This is a genomic window from Pseudoclavibacter sp. 8L (assembly GCF_902506465.1).
GTDB lineage: Bacteria > Actinomycetota > Actinomycetes > Actinomycetales > Microbacteriaceae > Pseudoclavibacter.
On the sequence record NZ_LR733186.1, the window covers coordinates 1,606,484 to 1,624,586 of the forward strand.

Consider the following 18,103-nt stretch of genomic DNA (forward strand, 5'->3'; position numbering starts at 1 on the left):
GATGGGCCCCACCCGCAGGTGAGGCCCATCTGATCGCAGTGAGGCGCCTACTTGGCGGCGCGCTTGGCAGCCCGCAGCTTCGAGACCTCGTACATCGTGATGCTCGTCGCGATGCCCGCGTTGAGGGATTCCGTCGCCCCGTCGATCGGGATGGAGACGATCGCGTCGCAGTGCTCGGTGACGAGCCTCGAGAGGCCCTTGCCCTCGCTGCCGACGACGACGAGGAGCGGAGAGGTCGCGAGCTCGAGCGACGGCAGCGAGACGTCGCCGTCGCCGTCGAGGCCGATGACGAAGACGCCGGCCTTCTTGTACGCCTTGATGGTCGCCGTCAGGTTCGAGGCCATGGAGACGGGCAGACGCGCTGCGGCGCCGGCAGAGGTCTTCCACGCGGAAGCCGTCATGCCGACCGAGCGTCGCTGCGGCACGATGATGCCATCGCCGCCGAACGCCGCCACGGAACGCACGATGGCGCCGAGGTTGCGAGGGTCCGTGATGCCGTCGAGCGCGACGAACAGCGGGTTCCGGCGACGCTGGATGGCGCGGTCGAGCTCCTCCATCGGGTCGGCGTACGTGTACGCGGGCACCTTGATGATGACGCCCTGGTGGACCGCGTCGCGCCCCGCCATGCGGTCGAGCTCGGGACGCATGACCTCGAGGATCGGGATCTTGCGCTCGGTGGCGATCTTGAAGATCTCCTTGACGCGCTCATCCATCTCACCGCGCGCGGCGACGTAGAGCGTCGTCGCGGGGATGCCGGCGCGCAGGGCTTCGACCACCGAGTTGCGCCCAGTCACGAGTTCCGTGCTGTCGTCGGTCCGCGCCCGGCGAGGGGCACCGCCCTCGCGCTGCGCCGGACGCGGCTTGGAGCCACCTCGGGCGGCTTCCAGGCGTTCCTTCGCGGCCTTGCGCTTGCCGGCCACGTGCCAGGAACGGTCCTCGGCGCGCGGCGTGTTGCCGCGGCCTTCGAGGGACTTGCGGCCGTTGCCGCCCGTGCCCTTCGTGGGGCCCTTCTTGCTGCGGTTGCCGCGCGAATTCGTGCTCATGCCTTCTCCAACGTCCAGAAGCTGCCGTTCGGCGAGTCTTCAATCTGCACGCCGGCTGCTGCCAGCGTGTCTCGAATCTGATCTGCGCGGGCGAAGTCCTTCGCACCGCGGGCCTGCTTGCGCTCCACGAGCAGCGAGTCGATGAGCGCAGCGAGGGCCGTGTCGCCGGCCGCATCCGCTCCCCCGCTCCACTGCTCAGCGCGTGGGTTGATGCCGAGGATGTCGAGCATCGAGGTGACCTCGCGTGCTGCTCGGGCCGCCGCATCCGCTGCGCCCGTGTCGAACGCCTGGTTGCCGGCGGTCACCGTCTCGTGCAGCGACGCTATGGCCTGCGGGACCGCGAAATCGTCGTTCATCGCGGCGACGAAAGCAGCGGGGAGGCCGTCGAGTCCCCCAGCGCCTGCCGTCTCTGCGGGAACCAGGAGGCCGGCACGCTCCGCACGCTCGAGGAACGACTCGATGCGCGCGAACGACGCGGCCGCCTCCTCGAGCGAGGTGTCGCCGATCTCGATGGTCGAGCGGTAGTGCGCCGACCCGAGGAAGTAGCGGACCACGACGGGGCGAGCGGAGGACAGGAGGTCGAGTGCCGAGACCGTGTTGCCGATCGACTTGGACATCTTCTGCCCTGCCACCGAGACGAGGCCGTTGTGCACCCAGGTGCGCGCGAACTCGAGGCCCGCGGCGCGCGACTGCGCCAGCTCGTTCTCATGGTGGGGGAAGCGGAGGTCACGGCCGCCGCCGTGGATGTCGAAGGTCGGCCCGAGGTACTTGGTCGACATCGCCGAGCACTCGATGTGCCAGCCCGGCCGACCCGAGCCCCAGGGCGACGCCCAGGCGGCCGACTCCGGCTCACCGGGTTTGCGCCCCTTCCAGAGCGCGAAGTCGGCGGCGCTGCGCTTGCCGCGACTCGGCGCCTCGCCCTCGGCCATGTCCTCGGGGCGCTGGTGCGTGAGCTCGCCGTAGCTCGGCCAGCTGCCGGTATCGAACCACACGTCGCCGCTCTCGTCGGCGGCCGGATACGCGTGGCCGCGCTCGATGAGCAGCGCGATGAGCTCCTGCATCTCAGGGATGGACCCCGTCGCGCGAGGCTCGTACGTGGGTGAGCGAATGCCGAGCGCCGCATAGGCGGCATTGAACTCGCGTTCCACGCGGTACGCGAGCGCCCACCACGGCTCGCCCGCTGTCGCTCCCGCGAGAGTCTTGTCATCGATGTCGGTGACGTTGCGCACGAGCGTCACCCGGAGGCCACTCGCCTCGAACCACGACCGGAACTGGTCGTAGACGAGCGCCGAACGCAGGTGACCAGCGTGGGGCGCTGACTGCACCGTCGGCCCGCAGACGTACATCGAGACCTCGCCTGGCACCATCGGCGTGAAGTCGCCGAGTGCTTGCGTCTGCGTGTCGTAGATGCGCTGATTCACTGCACCAGCATACGCGTCAGGGCCGCGCGGACGAATGGACGTCCGCGCGGCCCTGACGGCGAAGCGCATGGTGTGCGTCGAACGGCCCTCACGAGCCGGAGAGCCAACCGGAGAGCAGACCGGAGTGCTGACTAGGAAGCGAGGACCTTGTCGAGGACGTCGCCGGCCTTGTCCTCGTCGGTCTTCTCCGCGAGTGCGAGCTCCGAGACGAGGATCTGCCTGGCCTTCGCGAGCATTCGCTTCTCACCCGCAGACAGGCCCCGGTCCTGGTCGCGTCGCCAGAGGTCGCGCACGACCTCCGACACCTTGATGACGTCGCCGGAGGCGAGCTTCTCAAGATTCGACTTGTACCTGCGGGACCAGTTCGTCGGCTCCTCGGTGATGGGGGCGCGCAGGACCTCGAACACACGGTCGAGACCGTCTTGCCCGATGACGTCGCGTACTCCTACCAGGTCGACGTTGTCAGCAGGAACCTCGATGACGAGGTCTCCCTGTGCAACGTTCAACTTGAGGAACATCTTCTCTTCGCCCTTGATGACTCGGATCTTCACCTCTGAAATGGTGGCCGCGCCGTGATGGGGATAGACGACTGTCTCCCCGACCTCAAACTGCATAAATACAAGCCCCTTTCGGCACCTAAGAGTACCATGTCAAAACGGCTCATTCGAGGACTGGGGTGGTAGAGTCCGCCGCCGCGTCGTCCAGGAGGGGCACCTGGATCAGATAGGCTTCCTGCATCCTGTGAATTCGTGCGGCGACAGTCGCACGGTCCGAACCTGGAGGCTCCAGACGTGAAGATCCGCGCCGTCGCGTCCGTCACCCTTGCCGCCGCAGTCGCGGTTGGGCTTGCCGGCTGCAACTACATCTCCCCCCAGCGAACCACGACGCAGTACTCGGCGAGCGACGGTACGAACGCCAACGTCGGCGACCTCGAGGTCCGCAACGCCATCCTCATCACCGACACGCTTGTCGGCACCGATGTGACCGACCGAGCGAACCTCATCTTCTCGGTCGTCAACCACACGGGCAGCGCCGGCTCGCTGGACATCACGTACATGGGACTCATCAACGGCGTCGAGCAGGAGGTCGTCGTGACGGTTCCCGTCGACGCATCCGCAGGCGTCACGCAGGTGGGCTTCGGCGAGGGAGCGACCGTGCTCCTCGAAGGCATGGACTTCACCCCGGGCTCCACGCACGACGTCGACTTCACGGCGACCCTCGACGGGGTCCAGACCATGCAGGCGGTGACCGTTCCCGTCCTCGACGGCACGCTGCCGGAGTACTCGACGCTCGTGCCCGGCCCCGCCCAGACCGAGCCGCCCGCGGCACCGCCGAGCATCGCACCGACGACGGCGCCTACCGAGGCACCGGAAGAAGAAGGCGGCACGGCCTAGCCGGCGTACGCAGACTGCCGAGAAGGGCGCATCCACTCAAAGTGGATGCGCCCTTCTCGCGTTGCGTCGTCTGGGTGTCGCTCAACCCTCGTAGCGGTAGCCGAGCCCGCGCACCGTCACGAGGCGCACGGGGGTCGACGGCTTCTCCTCGATACGGCTGCGGATGCGCTTGATGTGCACGTCGAGCGTCTTGGTGTCGCCGTAGTAGTCCGGCCCCCAGACGCGGTCGATGAGCTGCCCACGCGTGAGCACCCGGCCGGAGTTCCGCATCAGGTACTCGAGCAGCTCGTACTCCTTCAACGGCATCGGGGTCACCTTGCCCGAGACCTGCAGGGTGTGACGGTCGAGGTCCATGCGCACCTCGCCGACCTCGATGATGCTGTCGTCCTCGCCCTCGTCCTCCTGCTCATTGCGGCGGAGCACGGCGCGCACGCGGGCCAGCAGCTCGCGCGTGGAGTATGGCTTCGTGACGTAGTCATCGGCACCCAGCTCGAGACCTACGACGATGTCGACCTCGCTGTCCTTGGCCGTGAGCATGATGATGGGCACCTTCGACGTGAGGCGGATCTGCTTGCACACCTCGGTCCCGGGGACGCCAGGGAGCATGAGGTCGAGGAGCACCAGGTCGGCGCCATCCCGGTCGAACAGGTCGAGGGCATCGAGGCCGGTCTCGGCGACGGCGACCTCGTATCCCTCCCGTCCGAGGAGGAAGGAGAGCGGCTCATGCAGTGCGGATTCGTCTTCGACGAGGAGGATGCGGGTCACGGAGGCCATTGTGCATATCTTTCGTGAACATTGAGTGACGCGCCAAGGGTCGCGCCCGTCCGACGGCGCGCCGTCGGTCGGGGACGTCCGGCGCGACTCAGGCTGAGCGACGCTCGGTGAAGCGCTGCAGGTCGATCTCCGCGACGACGGAATCTGCGGAGGGTAGGCGAACCGTGAACGTCGATCCCTTTCCTGGCTGCGACCAGACGCGCACGTCGCCGCCGTGGTTCTCGGCCACATGCCGCACGATGCTCAGGCCGAGGCCCGTCCCGCCCGTGCGTCGGGAACGAGCCTGGTCGACGCGGAAGAAGCGCTCGAAGATGCGCCCCTGATCCTCCGGGGCGATGCCGATGCCCTGGTCCGAGATGGCGACCTCGACGGTGTCGTCGACGAGTCGCGTGCCGATCCCCACCCGCGAGTTCGGCGACGAGTACTGGACCGCGTTGGACACGAGGTTCGTGAAGCACATGAGGAGGTGAGCCCGCTCGCCGTAGACGAACGCATCCACGTCGTCGCCGAGCACGATGTCGACGCCGCCCACCTCGGCGGGCACGCGCGATTGGTCGACGGCGAGCGAGAGGATCTCGTGGATCGAGATGAGCTCCGGGTCTGCGAGGGAGTCGCTCGACTGCAGCCTGGACAGCTCGATGAGCTCGTTGGTGATCGAGGCCAGGCGCAGGCTCTCCTTGCTGAGCCGCCCCGTGAAGTACTTGACCTGCTCCACGTCACCCGCAGACTCCGCGATGGCCTCCGCGAGCAGCGTGACCGCGCCGATGGGGGTCTTGAGCTCGTGACTCACATTGGCCACGAAGTCTCGGCGCACGCTCTCGACGCGAAGCGCCTCCGTGCGATCCTCCGCCAGCACCAGGAAGAACCGCGTCGAGAGGGGCGCCGCACGCACCCGGACATGGATTTCCGAGCGCCCGAAGGGACCTCGGGCGATCTCGAGGTCCTTAGTGACCGCCTCGCCCTGACGCCTCGCCTCATCCACAACGGCCCCGACGCGCTCGTCGAGGCGCCCGCCGGCACGGACGAGCCCCTTCGACGTGGCTCCCGGGGAGGACTGGTAGACGTTCCTGGACGGGTCGGTGACGATCACGATCGAGTCGAGGGCGCCGAGCAGATGCTCGATGCCCTCGGGGAGGCGGGGGGAGAATGCAGCTCTTGCCTTTGCCTGCCGTACCGAGGCGACGTGGAGCAGCCAGACAAAACCTGCACCCAAGAGGAAGCCGAGTACGATCGCAAGGACCACTGCGACGGACGAGTCCATGTGCCCAGCATATGGGCCAGCGGACTCGACACCCGTCGTACACGAGTCGGTTACCTTGGCTCCGTAGAATCGCCCGTGAGAGCAGAGTCACTCCCAGAGGGACTGGGCGACCGGTCTGCCCAGAAATGCGGGCAGCGGCACATCGCCCGTTGCCACGAAACAAGAGGATAAACATGCGCGAAGTTTTCCAGCAGGAACTCGCTGAGGTCAGCAACGGCCTCGTGGAGATCGCCCGCCACGTCGAGTCCGCCATGCAGCGCGCCGCCGTTGCGTTCACCACCTCCGATGTCGCCCTCGCCGAGCAGGTCATCTCCGACGATGCCCGCATCGACGAGCTTGCCATCGCCCTCGATGAGCACACCATCGAGATCATCGCCCGCCAGTCACCCGTCGCCCGCGACCTGCGCCTCGTCGTGAGCGCGCTGCGCATCAGCTCCTCGCTCGAGCGCATGGGCGACCTTGCAGCGCACATCGCGGCGCTCGCTCGCTACCGCTTCCCCGGCGGTGTCGGCCCGAACACGCTTCGTCCGGTGTTCGCCGAGATGAGCCGCCTCGACGTGGCCGTCGCCCGTCAGCTCGTCGCCCTGCTCGACGCGGGCAACGACGAGGAGACCAACCGCATCGCCGACGAGATCAAGGCGAGCGACACGCAGATCGACGACCTGCACCGCAGCACGTTCGACGCGCTCCTGTCCGACGACATCCAGGCGCAGAGCGTCGAGGTCGTCGACGCGACGCTCGCGAGCCGCTACTTCGAGCGCTTCGCCGACCACGCGGTCTCGATCGCCCAGAAGGTGCAGTACCTGACCAGCGGCGAGTGGATGCAGGAGAAGGAGCCCTCCACTCCGGTCGCCCCGGTCACCCCCGGCGTCTAGGCGTCTCGGGTCCTCAAATCCGGGCGTGACAGCCCGGGGTTGAAGAACGGCCCAGCTCTGAGCAACAGCAGAACGTCAGAGCAACAGCAGAACGGCGGATGCTCCAGGAGATTCTCCTGGAGCATCCGCCGTTCTGGCGTGCAGCGAGGGCTGGTGCTACTTGCCCTGCGACGCGACCGCGGCAGCTCCTGCGGCTGCTGCCTCCGGGTCGAGGTACTCGCCCTTGCCGAGGACTTCGTGCGTCTCGGGGTCGAAACGGTAGACGAGGGGCATGCCGGTCGGGATGTTCACGGCGGCGATGTCGTCATCGCTGATGCCCTCGAGGTGCTTTACGAGCGCACGCAGGCTGTTGCCGTGGGCGGCCACCATGACGGTGCCGCGCTTGACGAGCGTCGGCAGCACCTCCTCTTCCCAGTACGGGAGGAAGCGCACGAGAACGTCCTTCAGGCACTCCGTGCGGGGCAGCTCATCGCCGAGGTCCGCGTAGCGCTCGTCGTGGGCCTGCGAGAACTCGCTGCTGTCGTCGAGGGCAGGCGGCGGCGTGTCGTATGAGCGACGCCACTCCATGAACTGCTCCTCGCCGTACTGGTCGCGAACCTGGGCCTTGTCCTTGCCCTGCAGGTCGCCGTAGTGGCGCTCGTTGAGGCGCCACGTGCGCTCGACGTCGATCCAGCCGCGGCCGGCTTCCTTCAGGGCGAGGTTCGCGGTGTCGATCGCGCGCGTGAGCAGCGACGTGTAGAGCACGTTGGGCTTGAGGCCGGACTCGCGGATGAGGCGGCCCGCGCGGGCACCCTCTTCGCGGCCCTGCTCGGTGAGCTCAACATCCACCCAGCCGGTAAAGAGGTTCTTCTCGTTCCATTCGCTCTGTCCGTGACGGACCAGGATGAGGGTCAGCGCTTCAGTCATGGTCCAAGCGTACCGAGTGGGGGTGGCCCGCGTGCGACGGCGAGGAGGCGGAAGCTGAAATAGTCTCGTCGCATGCCATTGGGTCGACTCACACGCGGAACGACGGGAACGAACCGCCTGCGGAGAGTCGACCGATGGATCGCGCAGCACCCCGCGCTGCAGGCCGAGCAGCGCCCGCTCGTCGTGGACCTGGGGTACGGGGCAAGCGGTGCGACGGCATTCGAGCTGGCGGATCGCCTCCGACGGGGCGCGCCCGAGGTGCGAGTGCACGGCCTCGAGATCGACCCGGGCCGCGTGGCGCTCGCCAGAGCGCAGCTCGCCGATCGGCCAGAGCTCGCGGGCCGAGTGAGCTTCGCCGTCGGTGGCTTCGAGGTGCCGACTCCTGGCGGCGAGCAGCCGAGCGTCATCCGAGCCATGAACGTGCTGCGGCAGTACGACGAGTCGGAAGTGGCCGAGGCCTGGGCCCGGATGACCGGTCGACTCGCGCCCGGCGGTCTGCTCGTCGAGGGAACGTGCAACGAGGTCGGCCGCGTGTCGTCCTGGATCGGCATCGACACGGCCGGGCCTCGGACCTTCACGGTCTCGCTGCACACCGCGAGTCTCGAGTCTCCGCTCGTGGTGGCCGAGCGGCTGCCGAAGGCCCTCATCCACCGCAACGTGCCAGGCGAAGGGGTGCACGAGTACCTGAAGGCCCTCGATGACGCGTGGCAGCGGGAGGCCCCACGACAGACGTTCGGCGCGAGACAGCGCTTCATCGCCGTGTGCGGGCGGATGCGTGCGGCCGGCTGGCCGCTCACCGACTCGCGAAAGCGCTGGCGCCTCGGCGAGATCACGGTCTCGTGGGACGCCGTCGCCCCAGCCTCCGGCGCGCTCGCACCCTCGTAGTCCGCGCGTCGGGGCCACGGCGCGGCGGCTAGTGGACCTCGGGGAGGGCCGTGCGTGCGGCCTCGGGCTCCATACCGCTCGCGATGAGCAGGTCGACGACGAGGGGCCTGCACTGCATGAGCAGGACCGAGTCGCCGAGCTGCGCCCCATGAAGGTGCTCCGGCTCCAGCCTGGCCGCCGCGATGAGCAGCGTCTGGCGAGACTGGTGGAGCATCGCGTCGTCATCGAGACCGAGCTGCAGCTCGAGCATCCCCGACTGGATGTCGCCGAGGAGATCGGCGAGCTCTTCGCGGTGGCGACCATCCCACGACAGCGACCAGGCACGCCGCGCGACCACCCGGAGGTTGCGCGTGGCGAGGTCGATGCTCGTGCGCAGCTCCGCGATCCGCTCGACCCTCCCCCGATGGTGACGCATGAACGGCGAGATCCGGGCGATGGATGCGGCGCTCTCGAGCTCGGTCGACCAGGCGTCGAGCGTGGCCTGCGTCATGCGCAGCTCCTCGAGTGCTGCGAGCCCCGCGTCGCTGTCTCCCCTGCGCAGGGCCTGCGAGATATCGCCGAGGGCCTGGGCGAGCGCGCCGATGAGCCCCTTCGCCTCGTTCTTCGCGAGCGCAGAAGCGTTGCGCGGGATGAGCGCGGTCGCCGCGATGGCCACCGCTCCCCCGATGACCGCGTCGAGGAGGCGCGTGTACTCGCCGACGCCCTGGACCGGGATGAGCTGCACCAGCGACGCCTGCACGGCGGCGCCGATCGCGAACCCGGGACTCGGGTGCACGAGCCGCGCGAGCAGGAGCACGACCGCGAGCACCACGGTCACCTGCCACACGCCGCGCCCGAAGAGCAGGAGCGAGAGATTGGAGAGCAGCACACCGAACGTGATGCCCAGGGCGGTGTCGAAGACACGACGCGGGCGAGCGTCGCGCTGCAGGCCGAGGCTCGTGATCGCGACCGTCACGGCGAGGAACGGGATGGGATGCCCGAGACCCCAGTGCGCGATCGCGTACGCGGCGAAGGCCGCCGCCGTGATCTGCAGCACCGCCGGGAGCGAGGCCCGCAGGCGGGCGAATGCGGCCCCGACGCCAGCCGCCGGAGCCGACACGTCTACTGCCCGCGACGCTCGAGGCGCGGCAGGCGGGGCACGTCCGCCGCACGACCTGCTGTCGGCGACACGATGGTCGTCGCGCTCGCCGAGACCTGCTGCCCGTCGGCGAGCTCCACGACCAGCGAGGCGTCTTCCGCGAGCGAGCGCTTCACGAGCGCCAGGGCGATGGGGCCGTCCTCGTGATGGATGGCGACCGAGCTGATGCGTCCGACCGTCTGCGCCTTGGCATCGCCCTCGACCGACAGCGTGCTGCCGGCCACGGGAAGCTCGCCGAGCGAGCCGTCGAGGTCGAGGAGGACGATCCTTCGCGGCGGACGACCGAGGAAGTGGACCTTCGCGACCGTCTCCTGCCCGCGGTAGCAGCCCTTCTCGAGGTGGACGGCACTGCGGAGCCAGTCGAACTCGTGCGGGATCGCCCTCGAGTCGACCTCAGCCCCCAGGCGGGGACGGAGCGCCGCGATGCGGAGCGCCTCGAACGCGTGCATGCCGGCGACGGGCAGCTCGCCCGCCAGTGCGCGGTCGACGAGCCCCTGCAGGCTGGCGCGCTCGAGGACATGGAGCTTCACGGGGAAGTCGGCGCCGGGGTGCGCGTCGACCGCGCCGTCGGCGGGGACGACCGGGAACTGCGAGTAGCTCCAGCCGTGTGCGGGAGGAGTGGCCCAGGGGTCGTTCCAGACGAGCGGCGTGCCGTTGGGGGCCGCCGCACCGAGGTCGAGTTGGCCGAGCGTCGCGACGACCGCGAACTGGTCGGTGACCTCGACGACCTGCACGTCGAGGAGGAACCGCATCCGGTTCAGCCAGGCCGCGAATTCCGGAGCCGACTCGTGCTCGGTGATGAGCCAGGTCGCCGTGCCGTCATCGAGCACGGCAGCGCCGTGCTCGATGTGCCCCTGGATGTCGAGGAGCAGCGTCTCAGCGCTCTGCCCGGGCTCCAGGGTCGTGAGGCGCTGCGAGGTGAGCGAGTCGAGCCAGGTGAGCCGGTCGGCACCCGTGAGGCGGATGACGCCGAGGTGCGAGGCATCCACGATGGAGCGGCCCGCTGCGAGGTCACGCTGGTCGGCCGTCACCTGCCCGTAGTGCCAGGCGACGCCCGCGTCGATGCCGACGCCCTCCACCGCGCCGGGGAGCGCGAGGAAGGGCGAACGATACGGCTGAGGCTCGTCGGCGGTCGGCGCCGGCTCGGTCGAGACGGGCTGCTCAGTCAAGCTTGGCCAGCTTCGCCGACGCGTGGGTCGCGAGCTCCTGGCCGAGGGCGGCGATGTCCCAGGCCCACAGCAGCTCCCCCGCCACGTAGCCGTACATGCGAGTGGATGCGGTGAACTCCTTCGCGCCGGGCGCGAGCAGGACTTCCTCGGTCTTCAGGTCGATTCGCGGCCCGCGCGCGCTGCCGCTGTAGCGCTCGAGGAGTCCTGTCGGATGCACGATGGAGACCTCGAGCGGGAACGCCTGCTCGTCGTCGCGGAGCCCCTCGACGCCGTCCGCATCGGTGATCGTCGCGGGGGCCGTCGGCGGCAGGTAGCCGGGGCCGACATCGCCGTCGTCCCTCGTGCGCGCCAGACGCCAGAATCCGGTCTCGCCTGTGAGCGGCACCTGCACGGGCTCGTCGCCCGTGCCCTCCTCGAGCCACAGCTGCGCGGAGTAGTTGAGGTAGGGAAGCCCGTCGTGGCTGAAGCTCACACGCTGGCGGAAGGCCTGCTCGCGGACTTCCTCGCCCACCTTGTACTCGACGTGGCCAGTGCCCTCCCACACGCCGAGCAGCCAGGAGAGCGGCACGATCTCGGGAGGGAGGTCAGTTGGGATGTCGTACACCATCGGGGGTTTCCTCTCGATCCAGCAGCTGCGGCGCCCTACGGCGGGTTGGCTAGTTCTGACCCTTGAAGAGGTTCTTCAGCACAACCACGGAGACGAAGCTGATGGCGATGAGCGCGAGCACCAGCAAGCCGGTGAAGATGATTTCGATAACAAGCACGGTGTCCATGCCGTCCATCCTAGCCATTGCGGCCGCGCGCGAAGGGCGGCTCGGTTCAGCTGTGACTCGGTGTTCCGACCACCGCGTCGCCGCCGAGCATCGCGAAGCCGAGCGAGGCGACGCCCAGCACGACCAGGGCGCCGACCAGGCTGAGACTCATCCGCATGATGAACCCGTCACTCTCCTGCAGGCGCAGCTGCAGGAGGCAGGTCAGGCAGATGAGCGTGAGCATGAGGATGCTCACCCAGACCAGGTGCCGCGAGGGATCCGCGAGGATCGCAACGCCGAACACTCCGACCACTGCGGCCAGCCAGACGATGCCGATGCTCACTCGTTCGCGGGTCATTGCCCCATTGTGCACGCTGGAGCTGTCCCGAGGGTGCGTAGACTAGCCAGCGAGTCCGACCAAACATCGAGGAGGCCACATTTGGCAGACGTCCTCTTGTTCAGCGCCGGCGGCGTCGAGCACGCTCTCCCTTCCCTCACACTTCTGGCGCACCGCGTCCGGGTGCTCCCACCGACCGCGTCAGCCCTCGCATCCGCTCCCCAGGCGGACGCGAACATCATCGACGGCACGAGCGACCTCCCGAGCGCGAAGCGCCTGTGCGGCGTGCTCAACACGATCGAGTCGTCCGTTCCCGTGCTGCTGGCCATCACGGAAGGCGGCCTCCCCGCCATCTCCTCCGACTGGGGCATCGGCGACGTCATCCTGCGAACGGCCGGGCCGGCCGAGGTGGATGCGCGCATCCGTCTCCTCCGCCCCCAGGCAGCAGTCGAGGAGCCGAGCGGCACGATCGCCATCGGTCCCTTGACGATCGACGAGCACAGCTACACGGCTAGGTATCGAGGGCGCACCCTCGACCTGACGTTCAAGGAGTTCGAGCTGCTGCGGTATCTCGCCTCGCACCCCGACCACGTGTTCACGCGTGAGCGGCTGCTCAGCGAGGTGTGGGGCTACGACTACTTCGGCGGCACGCGCACGGTCGACGTGCACGTGCGACGACTGCGCGCCAAGCTCGGCGATCAGGAGAGCGTCATCGGCACGGTTCGCAACGTCGGCTACCGGCTCCTGCGCAACGGCGAAGCGGCACGGGACGAGCCTGTCCCCACCGGCGGGTCATCGCTCGACGACGCCACCACCCCCTAGGAGCACCGATGCCCGATCTCTCCACTGCCGCGTCGGCTGCGCCTCGAAGTGCGGAGGTCCGCGAACTCGCAGACGCCGCAACCGCGGCTGACGGTGTCGCTCCGTTCAACGAGGACACGCTGCTCTCGCTCGGCGAGCGGCGACTGACGGCGATCAACGATTCCGGCAGGCTCATCGCCGCGGCCCTCACGCGGGACCTCGACGACGGAACCGTCGAGGGAGAGCTCGTCGTGCATCCGGAGCACCGGCGGCGAGGCCTGGGCGGCGAGCTCTCCGACGCCGTCACCGGTGAGGCCGCGCCGGTCTTCTGGGCCCACGGCAACCTGGCAGGCGCCGTCGCGCTCGCCTCCTCCCGTGGCCTCGACGCCGTGCGGACACTCCTGAAGCTCGGTCGCCCGCTCACCGCGGCGGACGCCGAGACGGTGTCGGCCCCTGACGGATACTCGATCTCGCCCTTCACCCCCGACGACGCCGACGACTTCCTGGCCCTCAACGCCATCGTCTTCCGCAGCCACCCAGAGCAGGGCGCACTCGACTCATCCGGCCTCCAAGCGCGGCAGTCGACCGACTGGTTCGACGCCGACGACTTCCTCCTGCTGCGCGACGCCGACGGCACGCTCCTCGGCTACAACTGGCTCAAGCGCGAAGGCGATGAGGTCGAGATCTACGTCGTCGGCATCGCTCCTCAAGCCGCCGGCCGCGGGCTCGGCCGGGCACTCATGCAGGCAGGCCTCGAGCGGATGCACTCGACAGGTGCCAAGCGCACCTCCCTCTACGTCGAAGGCGACAACGACGCCGCTCTCTCCCTCTACCGCTCTCTCGGCTACGAGCAGCTCTCGATCGACGTGCAGTACCGACGCAACCGTTCATGATCCGTTCGCGTGACTCTGCTGATCTTCACCGGCAGGAACCCCCGATTCCTGCAGGACAGGGACGAACTCCCGCGAGACTCGGACGACAAGACGCCGTTCCTCTCCGCACACCTGGAAGGATGACCGCATGACTATCGAACTCCGCGCCCCCGAGGCCGGTGCAGACTCGCAGGAGATGCCGCGCAGCCGCTTCGTCGACCGCGAGCTGAGCTGGCTCGCGTTCAACCAGCGCGTGCTCGAACTCGGCGAGGACCCCTCGACGCCCCTTCTGGAGCGCGCGAACTTCCTCGCCATCTTCTCGTCGAACCTCGACGAGTTCTTCATGGTGCGAGTCGCTGGCCTCAAGCGCCGCATCGCGACCGGCCTCGCCGTCCCGACCCCCGCGGGAGTTCCGCCGCAGGAGGCGCTCGACACGATCCGCTCGAAGGCCTACGAGCTGCAGAAGCGGCACGCCGCGATCTTCAACGGCAGCGTGCGCCCGGAGCTCGCCGACCAGGGCATCCACATCGTCAGCTGGGACGAGCTCTCCGACGCCGAGCGCGTCGAGCTCGGCGACCTCTTCGACGAGCAGATCTTCCCCGTGCTGATGCCGCTCGCCGTCGACCCCGTGCATCCGTTCCCCTACATCTCGGGGCTCTCCCTGAACATCTCCGTGCGGGTCTACAACCCCCGCAGTGAGAAAGAGGAGTTCGCCCGCCTCAAGGTGCCCCCCGTGCTGCCGCGCTTCTACCCGCTGCAGTCCGACCACGGCAAGGCCAGGTTCATCCTCCTCGAGGACCTCATCGCGCAGCACCTCGGGCACGTCTTCCCCGGCATGAAGATCCTCGACCACCACGCGTTCCGCCTCACCCGCAACGAGGACATGACGATCGAGGAGGATGAGACCGAGAACCTCCTGCAGGCCCTCGAGAAGGAGCTCCTGCGCCGCCGGTTCGGCCCGCCCATCCGCCTCGAGGTCTCCAACGACATGGACGACGAGACCCTCGAGCTGCTCATGACGGAGCTCGACATCACCCACAACGAGGTGTACGTCCTCCCCGGCCCCCTCGACCTCGGCGGCCTCTTCGCGCTCGGCGCGATCAACCGGCCCGACCTCAAGTACCGGACGCACGTGCCCGTCACCGCGGCAGCCTTCCGGACGTCCGAGAGCGACGAGAAGGCCGACATGTTCGGTGCCATCGCCCGCCGCGACGTGCTCGTGCAGCACCCATACGAGGCGTTCTCGACGAGCGTGCAGGCGTTCCTCGAGGTCGCCGCCGCCGACCCGAACGTGCTCGCCATCAAGCAGACTCTGTACCGCACCTCCGGCGACAGCCCCATCGTCAACGCCCTCATCAAGGCCGCAGAATCCGGCAAGCAGGTGCTGGTCCTCGTCGAGATCAAGGCGCGCTTCGACGAGCAGAACAACATCGTCTGGGCTCGCAAGCTCGAGAAGGCCGGCGTGCACGTCGTCTACGGCACCGTCGGGCTCAAGACCCACTGCAAGCTGCTGCAGGTCATCCGCAAGGAAGACAACGAGCTCAAGATGTACAACCACATCGGCACGGGCAACTACAACCCGAAGACGAGCCGCATCTACGAGGACCTCGGGCTCTTCACGTGCAACGAGAAGATCTCCCGCGACATCACGCGCCTCTTCAACCAGCTCTCCGGCTACGCCATCGAGCGCAAGTTCACGCGCCTCCTCGTCGCCCCCATGCACCTCCGCCCCGGACTCCTCAACCTCATCGACAAGGAGCGCAAGAACGCGCTCGACGGCAAGCCGAGCCGCATCCGCATCAAGGTCAACTCCATGGTCGACGAGGAGATCATCGACGCGCTCTACCGCGCCAGCCAGGCTGGCGTTCCCGTCGACATCTGGGTGCGCGGCATCTGCGGCCTCCGCCCCGGCGTCCCCGGCCTCAGCGAGACCATCCGAGTGCGCTCCGTCGTCGGGCGCTACCTCGAGCACTCCCGCATCTTCTGCTTCGCGAACGACGGCGACGAGCGCGTGTTCATCGGCTCAGCCGACATGATGCACCGCAACCTCGACCGCCGCATCGAAGCGCTCGTGCGCATCACCGACGAGAACCACGCGGCAGACATCGGCGGCATGTTCGACCTCGCGATGGCCGACACCACGGCGACCTGGCACCTCGGCTCCGACGCCGAGTGGATTCGTCACGCCCGAGACGAGAACGGCGACCGGCTCACCGACCTGCACGACGAGATGATGCGACGCATCAGCAAGCGTCGCAGGCCGACGACGCTGGCCTAGCCGCATGACGATCGATACCCCTGCCGCCTCGCGCACCGTCTACGCGGCAGGCGCTGTGCTGTGGCACGAAGACATCGCCGACGACAAGCTCAAGGTGCTCATCATCCACCGCGGGCGGCATGGCGACTACTCCCTCCCCAAGGGCAAGGTCGACCCCGGCGAGACGCTCCCGGAGACGGCCGCCCGAGAGGTGGAAGAGGAGACCGGCTACCGGGCGACCCTCGGCGCACCCCTCGGGTACGTCGAGTACGTCATGCCGAATGGCCGGCCCAAGGAGGTGCACTACTGGACCGCCGAGGTCGACGACGCCGCGTACGAAGGGCACGTGTTCGAGCCGAACGACGAGGTCGATGGCATCGAATGGGTGTCGCTCAAGAAGGCCAAGAAGCTCCTCAGCTACGACCGAGACCGCGAAGTGCTCGAGATCTTCGCCGACCGGTACCGGCGCGGGCTGCACCGCACCTTCGCGATCCTCGTGCTCCGCCACGCGACGGCCGTCCCCCCGCAGTCCTGGCCGGGCGACGACGACTCGCGCCCCATCACGGCCCGAGGACTCGAGCAGGCAGAGACGGTCGTCCCCATCCTCCGCTCGTTCGGCCCAGAAGCGGTCATCACCTCGAATGCCGTCCGCTGCCGCTCGACCGTGGCCCCCATCAGCTCACTGCTCGACCTGACCCCCCAGGTCGAGCGCAGCATCGCCCAAGGCTCGTACACGAAAGACGAGGAAGAGCTCGACGAGGTGGTGCGCAAGCTCATCTCGGGACGACGCAGCACGGTCATCTGCAGCCACTCACCCGTCATGCCCGCCATCATCCGCTCCATCGCCCTGCACACGGCGACGCGCCCGAGCTCACTTGCGCGCCACGCCATGCTGTCGACCGGCGAGTGCTCCGTCATCCACGTGCCCGTCAACCACCCGCGAGCGGGCGTCGTCGCGGCGGAGACGCACGGGCCGATCACCTGAGCCGCGGTGGCGGATGCGAGTCCTCGCACCCGCCACCGTTCACCTGCGCGTCACGTCGCGTCCACTTCTCGTCCATACTGATTCAGGCCCTAGTTCGATCCCGGTCGACCCGGGCTCGCCTGACCCCTGATGGCAGAAGGATCTCGATGCACCACTCCCGAGCACTCGCCGCCCTGGCGCTCCTCGCAACCACCGCCCTCGTGACCAGCGGATGCGCGCTGAACGAGATCTCGGTCAGCAAGGATCCGCGGTCGCAGCACCTCGACGGCGTGCTGAGCGCATCCGGTGCGTCATCGCAGGGCGTCGCGCAGACAGCCTGGATCGCGGGCTTCTACCCCATCGAGCCGGATGTGCGCGTCAACTACGCGGGCGGCGGCTCCGGCGCGGGCCGCTCCGACTTCCAGAACGGCACCTCGGCCTTCATCGGCTCTGACCGCGCGTTCGACATCGACGAGATCGAGGAAGGCCCGTTCCGCGCCTGCGCCGACGGTAGCGACCTCGTCGAGATCCCCGCCTACATCTCGCCCATCGCCGTCGCGTTCGCGCTCGAGGGCGTCGACGAGCTGCGACTGGACGCGGCGGCCATCGCCGGCATCTTCTCCGGCGACATCGATTCGTGGGATGCACCGGAGATCGCGGCCCTCAACCCGGACGCGGCCCTCCCCTCGCTCGCCATCACGCCCGTGCATCGTTCCGACAAGTCGGGCACGACCGGCAACTTCACGGCCTACCTCGACGAGGCAGCCGGCGACGCCTGGAGCTACGGCGAGGTCGACGAGTGGCCCGTGAACAGCGGTGAGGCCGCCCAGGAGAGCGCAGGCATGCAGCAGGCCCTGCGCGCCAACGGCACGATCGGCTACATGGATGCGTCCGCAGCCGACGGACTCACGACCGCCTCCGTCGAGACGGGCGGCGAGTTCGTGCCGTTCTCGCCGGAAGCGGCCGCCGCGGTCGTCGACAACTCGACCATCGAAACGGGACGCGCCCCGACCGACCTCGCATTCGAGCTCAACCGAACGACGCCTGGCGTCTACCCGATCGTGCTCGTCTCGTACCTCATCGGCTGCGCCGAGTACGCCGACAGCTCAGTCGGCACCAACGCCAAGGCCTACTTCAGCTTCGTCGTGAGCGAAGAAGGTCAGACAGCCTCGGCAGAGGCCGCAGGCTCCGCTCCCATCTCGGATGCGCTCCGGACGCAGATCGAGCCTGTCCTGGAGCAGATGAAGTAAGCGG

The 18,103-nt window shown here is 68.4% G+C and carries 18 protein-coding genes; 8 read left to right on the forward strand and 10 right to left on the reverse strand.

The genetic code is table 11. The features are described 5' to 3' along the window. Positions 1-47: 47 nt before the first annotated feature. From rlmB to GV007_RS14300, 3 genes are all read right to left on the reverse strand, one after another. Positions 48-1,043, reverse strand: coding sequence for a 23S rRNA (guanosine(2251)-2'-O)-methyltransferase RlmB (gene rlmB, locus GV007_RS14290; RefSeq protein ID WP_104241924.1), 996 nt, complete (start codon positions 1,041-1,043; stop codon positions 48-50). Continuing rightward, a complete protein-coding gene (gene cysS / locus GV007_RS14295; RefSeq protein ID WP_160073594.1) occupies positions 1,040-2,464 on the reverse strand; it encodes a cysteine--tRNA ligase in 1,425 nt (474 codons plus the stop codon). The genes rlmB and cysS overlap by 4 nt, the downstream gene beginning before the upstream one ends. A gap of 131 nt (positions 2,465-2,595) precedes the next feature. Beyond that, positions 2,596-3,078: a CarD family transcriptional regulator gene (locus GV007_RS14300; protein ID WP_104332326.1), complete on the reverse strand. Its 483-nt coding sequence runs from the start codon at positions 3,076-3,078 to the stop codon at positions 2,596-2,598. 177 nt (positions 3,079-3,255) lie between these two features. Here GV007_RS14300 and GV007_RS14305 point away from each other — a divergent pair, with 177 nt between their 5' ends. Beyond that, complete coding sequence (locus GV007_RS14305) at positions 3,256-3,858, forward strand: DNA modification methylase (RefSeq protein ID WP_160073596.1); 603 nt, start codon at positions 3,256-3,258, stop codon at positions 3,856-3,858. A gap of 81 nt (positions 3,859-3,939) precedes the next feature. Here the strand turns inward: GV007_RS14305 and GV007_RS14310 are convergent, their stop codons facing one another. Then, complete coding sequence (locus tag GV007_RS14310) at positions 3,940-4,623, reverse strand: response regulator transcription factor (protein WP_068479999.1); 684 nt, start codon at positions 4,621-4,623, stop codon at positions 3,940-3,942. Between the two features lie 97 nt (positions 4,624-4,720). Then, complete coding sequence (locus GV007_RS14315) at positions 4,721-5,893, reverse strand: sensor histidine kinase (RefSeq protein WP_160073598.1); 1,173 nt, start codon at positions 5,891-5,893, stop codon at positions 4,721-4,723. A 173-nt stretch (positions 5,894-6,066) separates the two neighbouring features. Here GV007_RS14315 and phoU point away from each other — a divergent pair, with 173 nt between their 5' ends. After that, positions 6,067-6,768: a phosphate signaling complex protein PhoU gene (gene phoU, locus GV007_RS14320; RefSeq protein ID WP_104332329.1), complete on the forward strand. Its 702-nt coding sequence runs from the start codon at positions 6,067-6,069 to the stop codon at positions 6,766-6,768. A gap of 156 nt (positions 6,769-6,924) precedes the next feature. Here phoU and GV007_RS14325 read toward each other — a convergent pair whose 3' ends face one another. After that, entirely contained in the window at positions 6,925-7,674 is a 750-nt protein-coding gene (locus GV007_RS14325; RefSeq protein ID WP_104241936.1) for a phosphoglyceromutase, read from the reverse strand. A gap of 72 nt (positions 7,675-7,746) precedes the next feature. Between GV007_RS14325 and GV007_RS14330 the strand changes: the two genes are divergently transcribed. Continuing rightward, a complete protein-coding gene (locus GV007_RS14330; RefSeq protein WP_160073600.1) occupies positions 7,747-8,559 on the forward strand; it encodes a class I SAM-dependent methyltransferase in 813 nt (270 codons plus the stop codon). Between the two features lie 28 nt (positions 8,560-8,587). On the opposite strand, the gene GV007_RS14335 is transcribed toward GV007_RS14330, so the two are convergent. The 4 genes from GV007_RS14335 to GV007_RS19275 form a co-directional block, all read right to left on the reverse strand. Beyond that, the gene (locus tag GV007_RS14335; RefSeq protein ID WP_160073602.1) at positions 8,588-9,658 is read right to left on the reverse strand and encodes an FUSC family protein; all 1,071 of its coding nucleotides are present in this window, start codon (positions 9,656-9,658) and stop codon (positions 8,588-8,590) included. A gap of 2 nt (positions 9,659-9,660) precedes the next feature. Further along, positions 9,661-10,866 carry a CAF17-like 4Fe-4S cluster assembly/insertion protein YgfZ gene (ygfZ, locus tag GV007_RS14340; RefSeq protein ID WP_160073604.1) on the reverse strand — a complete coding sequence of 402 codons (1,206 nt, stop codon included), beginning with the start codon at positions 10,864-10,866 and terminating at the stop codon, positions 9,661-9,663. Next, positions 10,859-11,470 carry an FABP family protein gene (locus GV007_RS14345; protein ID WP_104242161.1) on the reverse strand — a complete coding sequence of 204 codons (612 nt, stop codon included), beginning with the start codon at positions 11,468-11,470 and terminating at the stop codon, positions 10,859-10,861. The genes ygfZ and GV007_RS14345 overlap by 8 nt, the downstream gene beginning before the upstream one ends. Before the next feature lie 215 nt (positions 11,471-11,685). Then, positions 11,686-11,976: a hypothetical protein gene (locus GV007_RS19275; protein ID WP_228496617.1), complete on the reverse strand. Its 291-nt coding sequence runs from the start codon at positions 11,974-11,976 to the stop codon at positions 11,686-11,688. A gap of 81 nt (positions 11,977-12,057) precedes the next feature. Here GV007_RS19275 and GV007_RS19280 point away from each other — a divergent pair, with 81 nt between their 5' ends. The 5 genes from GV007_RS19280 to GV007_RS14370 all read left to right on the forward strand — a co-directional run bounded on the left by GV007_RS19280 (position 12,058) and on the right by GV007_RS14370 (position 18,099). Next, a complete protein-coding gene (locus tag GV007_RS19280) occupies positions 12,058-12,777 on the forward strand; it encodes a winged helix family transcriptional regulator (protein WP_228496618.1) in 720 nt (239 codons plus the stop codon). A gap of 8 nt (positions 12,778-12,785) precedes the next feature. Further along, on the forward strand, positions 12,786-13,649 hold the full coding sequence (gene mshD, locus GV007_RS14355) for a mycothiol synthase (protein WP_160073608.1): 864 nt from the start codon (positions 12,786-12,788) through the stop codon (positions 13,647-13,649). Between the two features lie 127 nt (positions 13,650-13,776). After that, positions 13,777-15,906, forward strand: a complete 2,130-nt coding sequence (locus tag GV007_RS14360; protein WP_228496619.1) for an RNA degradosome polyphosphate kinase — start codon at positions 13,777-13,779, stop codon at positions 15,904-15,906. Positions 15,907-15,910: 4 nt separating this feature from the next. Then, positions 15,911-16,870, forward strand: a complete 960-nt coding sequence (locus tag GV007_RS14365; protein ID WP_160073610.1) for an NUDIX hydrolase — start codon at positions 15,911-15,913, stop codon at positions 16,868-16,870. A 146-nt stretch (positions 16,871-17,016) separates the two neighbouring features. After that, positions 17,017-18,099 carry a phosphate ABC transporter substrate-binding protein PstS gene (locus GV007_RS14370; protein WP_160073612.1) on the forward strand — a complete coding sequence of 361 codons (1,083 nt, stop codon included), beginning with the start codon at positions 17,017-17,019 and terminating at the stop codon, positions 18,097-18,099. Positions 18,100-18,103: the final 4 nt, after the last annotated feature.

Bases quoted from the DNA above. Each gene is read 5' to 3' on its own strand.
- GV007_RS14370 (WP_160073612.1), top strand. From the start codon at position 17,017: ATGCACCACTCCCGAGCACTCGCCGCCCTGGCGCTCCTCGCAACCACC.
- GV007_RS14315 (WP_160073598.1), bottom strand. From the start codon at position 5,893: ATGGACTCGTCCGTCGCAGTGGTCCTTGCGATCGTACTCGGCTTCCTC.
- GV007_RS14360 (WP_228496619.1), top strand. From the start codon at position 13,777: ATGACTATCGAACTCCGCGCCCCCGAGGCCGGTGCAGACTCGCAGGAG.
- GV007_RS14330 (WP_160073600.1), top strand. From the start codon at position 7,747: ATGCCATTGGGTCGACTCACACGCGGAACGACGGGAACGAACCGCCTG.
- GV007_RS14300 (WP_104332326.1), bottom strand. From the start codon at position 3,078: ATGCAGTTTGAGGTCGGGGAGACAGTCGTCTATCCCCATCACGGCGCG.
- rlmB (WP_104241924.1), bottom strand. From the start codon at position 1,043: ATGAGCACGAATTCGCGCGGCAACCGCAGCAAGAAGGGCCCCACGAAG.
- mshD (WP_160073608.1), top strand. From the start codon at position 12,786: ATGCCCGATCTCTCCACTGCCGCGTCGGCTGCGCCTCGAAGTGCGGAG.
- GV007_RS19275 (WP_228496617.1), bottom strand. From the start codon at position 11,976: ATGACCCGCGAACGAGTGAGCATCGGCATCGTCTGGCTGGCCGCAGTG.
- GV007_RS14365 (WP_160073610.1), top strand. From the start codon at position 15,911: ATGACGATCGATACCCCTGCCGCCTCGCGCACCGTCTACGCGGCAGGC.
- phoU (WP_104332329.1), top strand. From the start codon at position 6,067: ATGCGCGAAGTTTTCCAGCAGGAACTCGCTGAGGTCAGCAACGGCCTC.
- GV007_RS14325 (WP_104241936.1), bottom strand. From the start codon at position 7,674: ATGACTGAAGCGCTGACCCTCATCCTGGTCCGTCACGGACAGAGCGAA.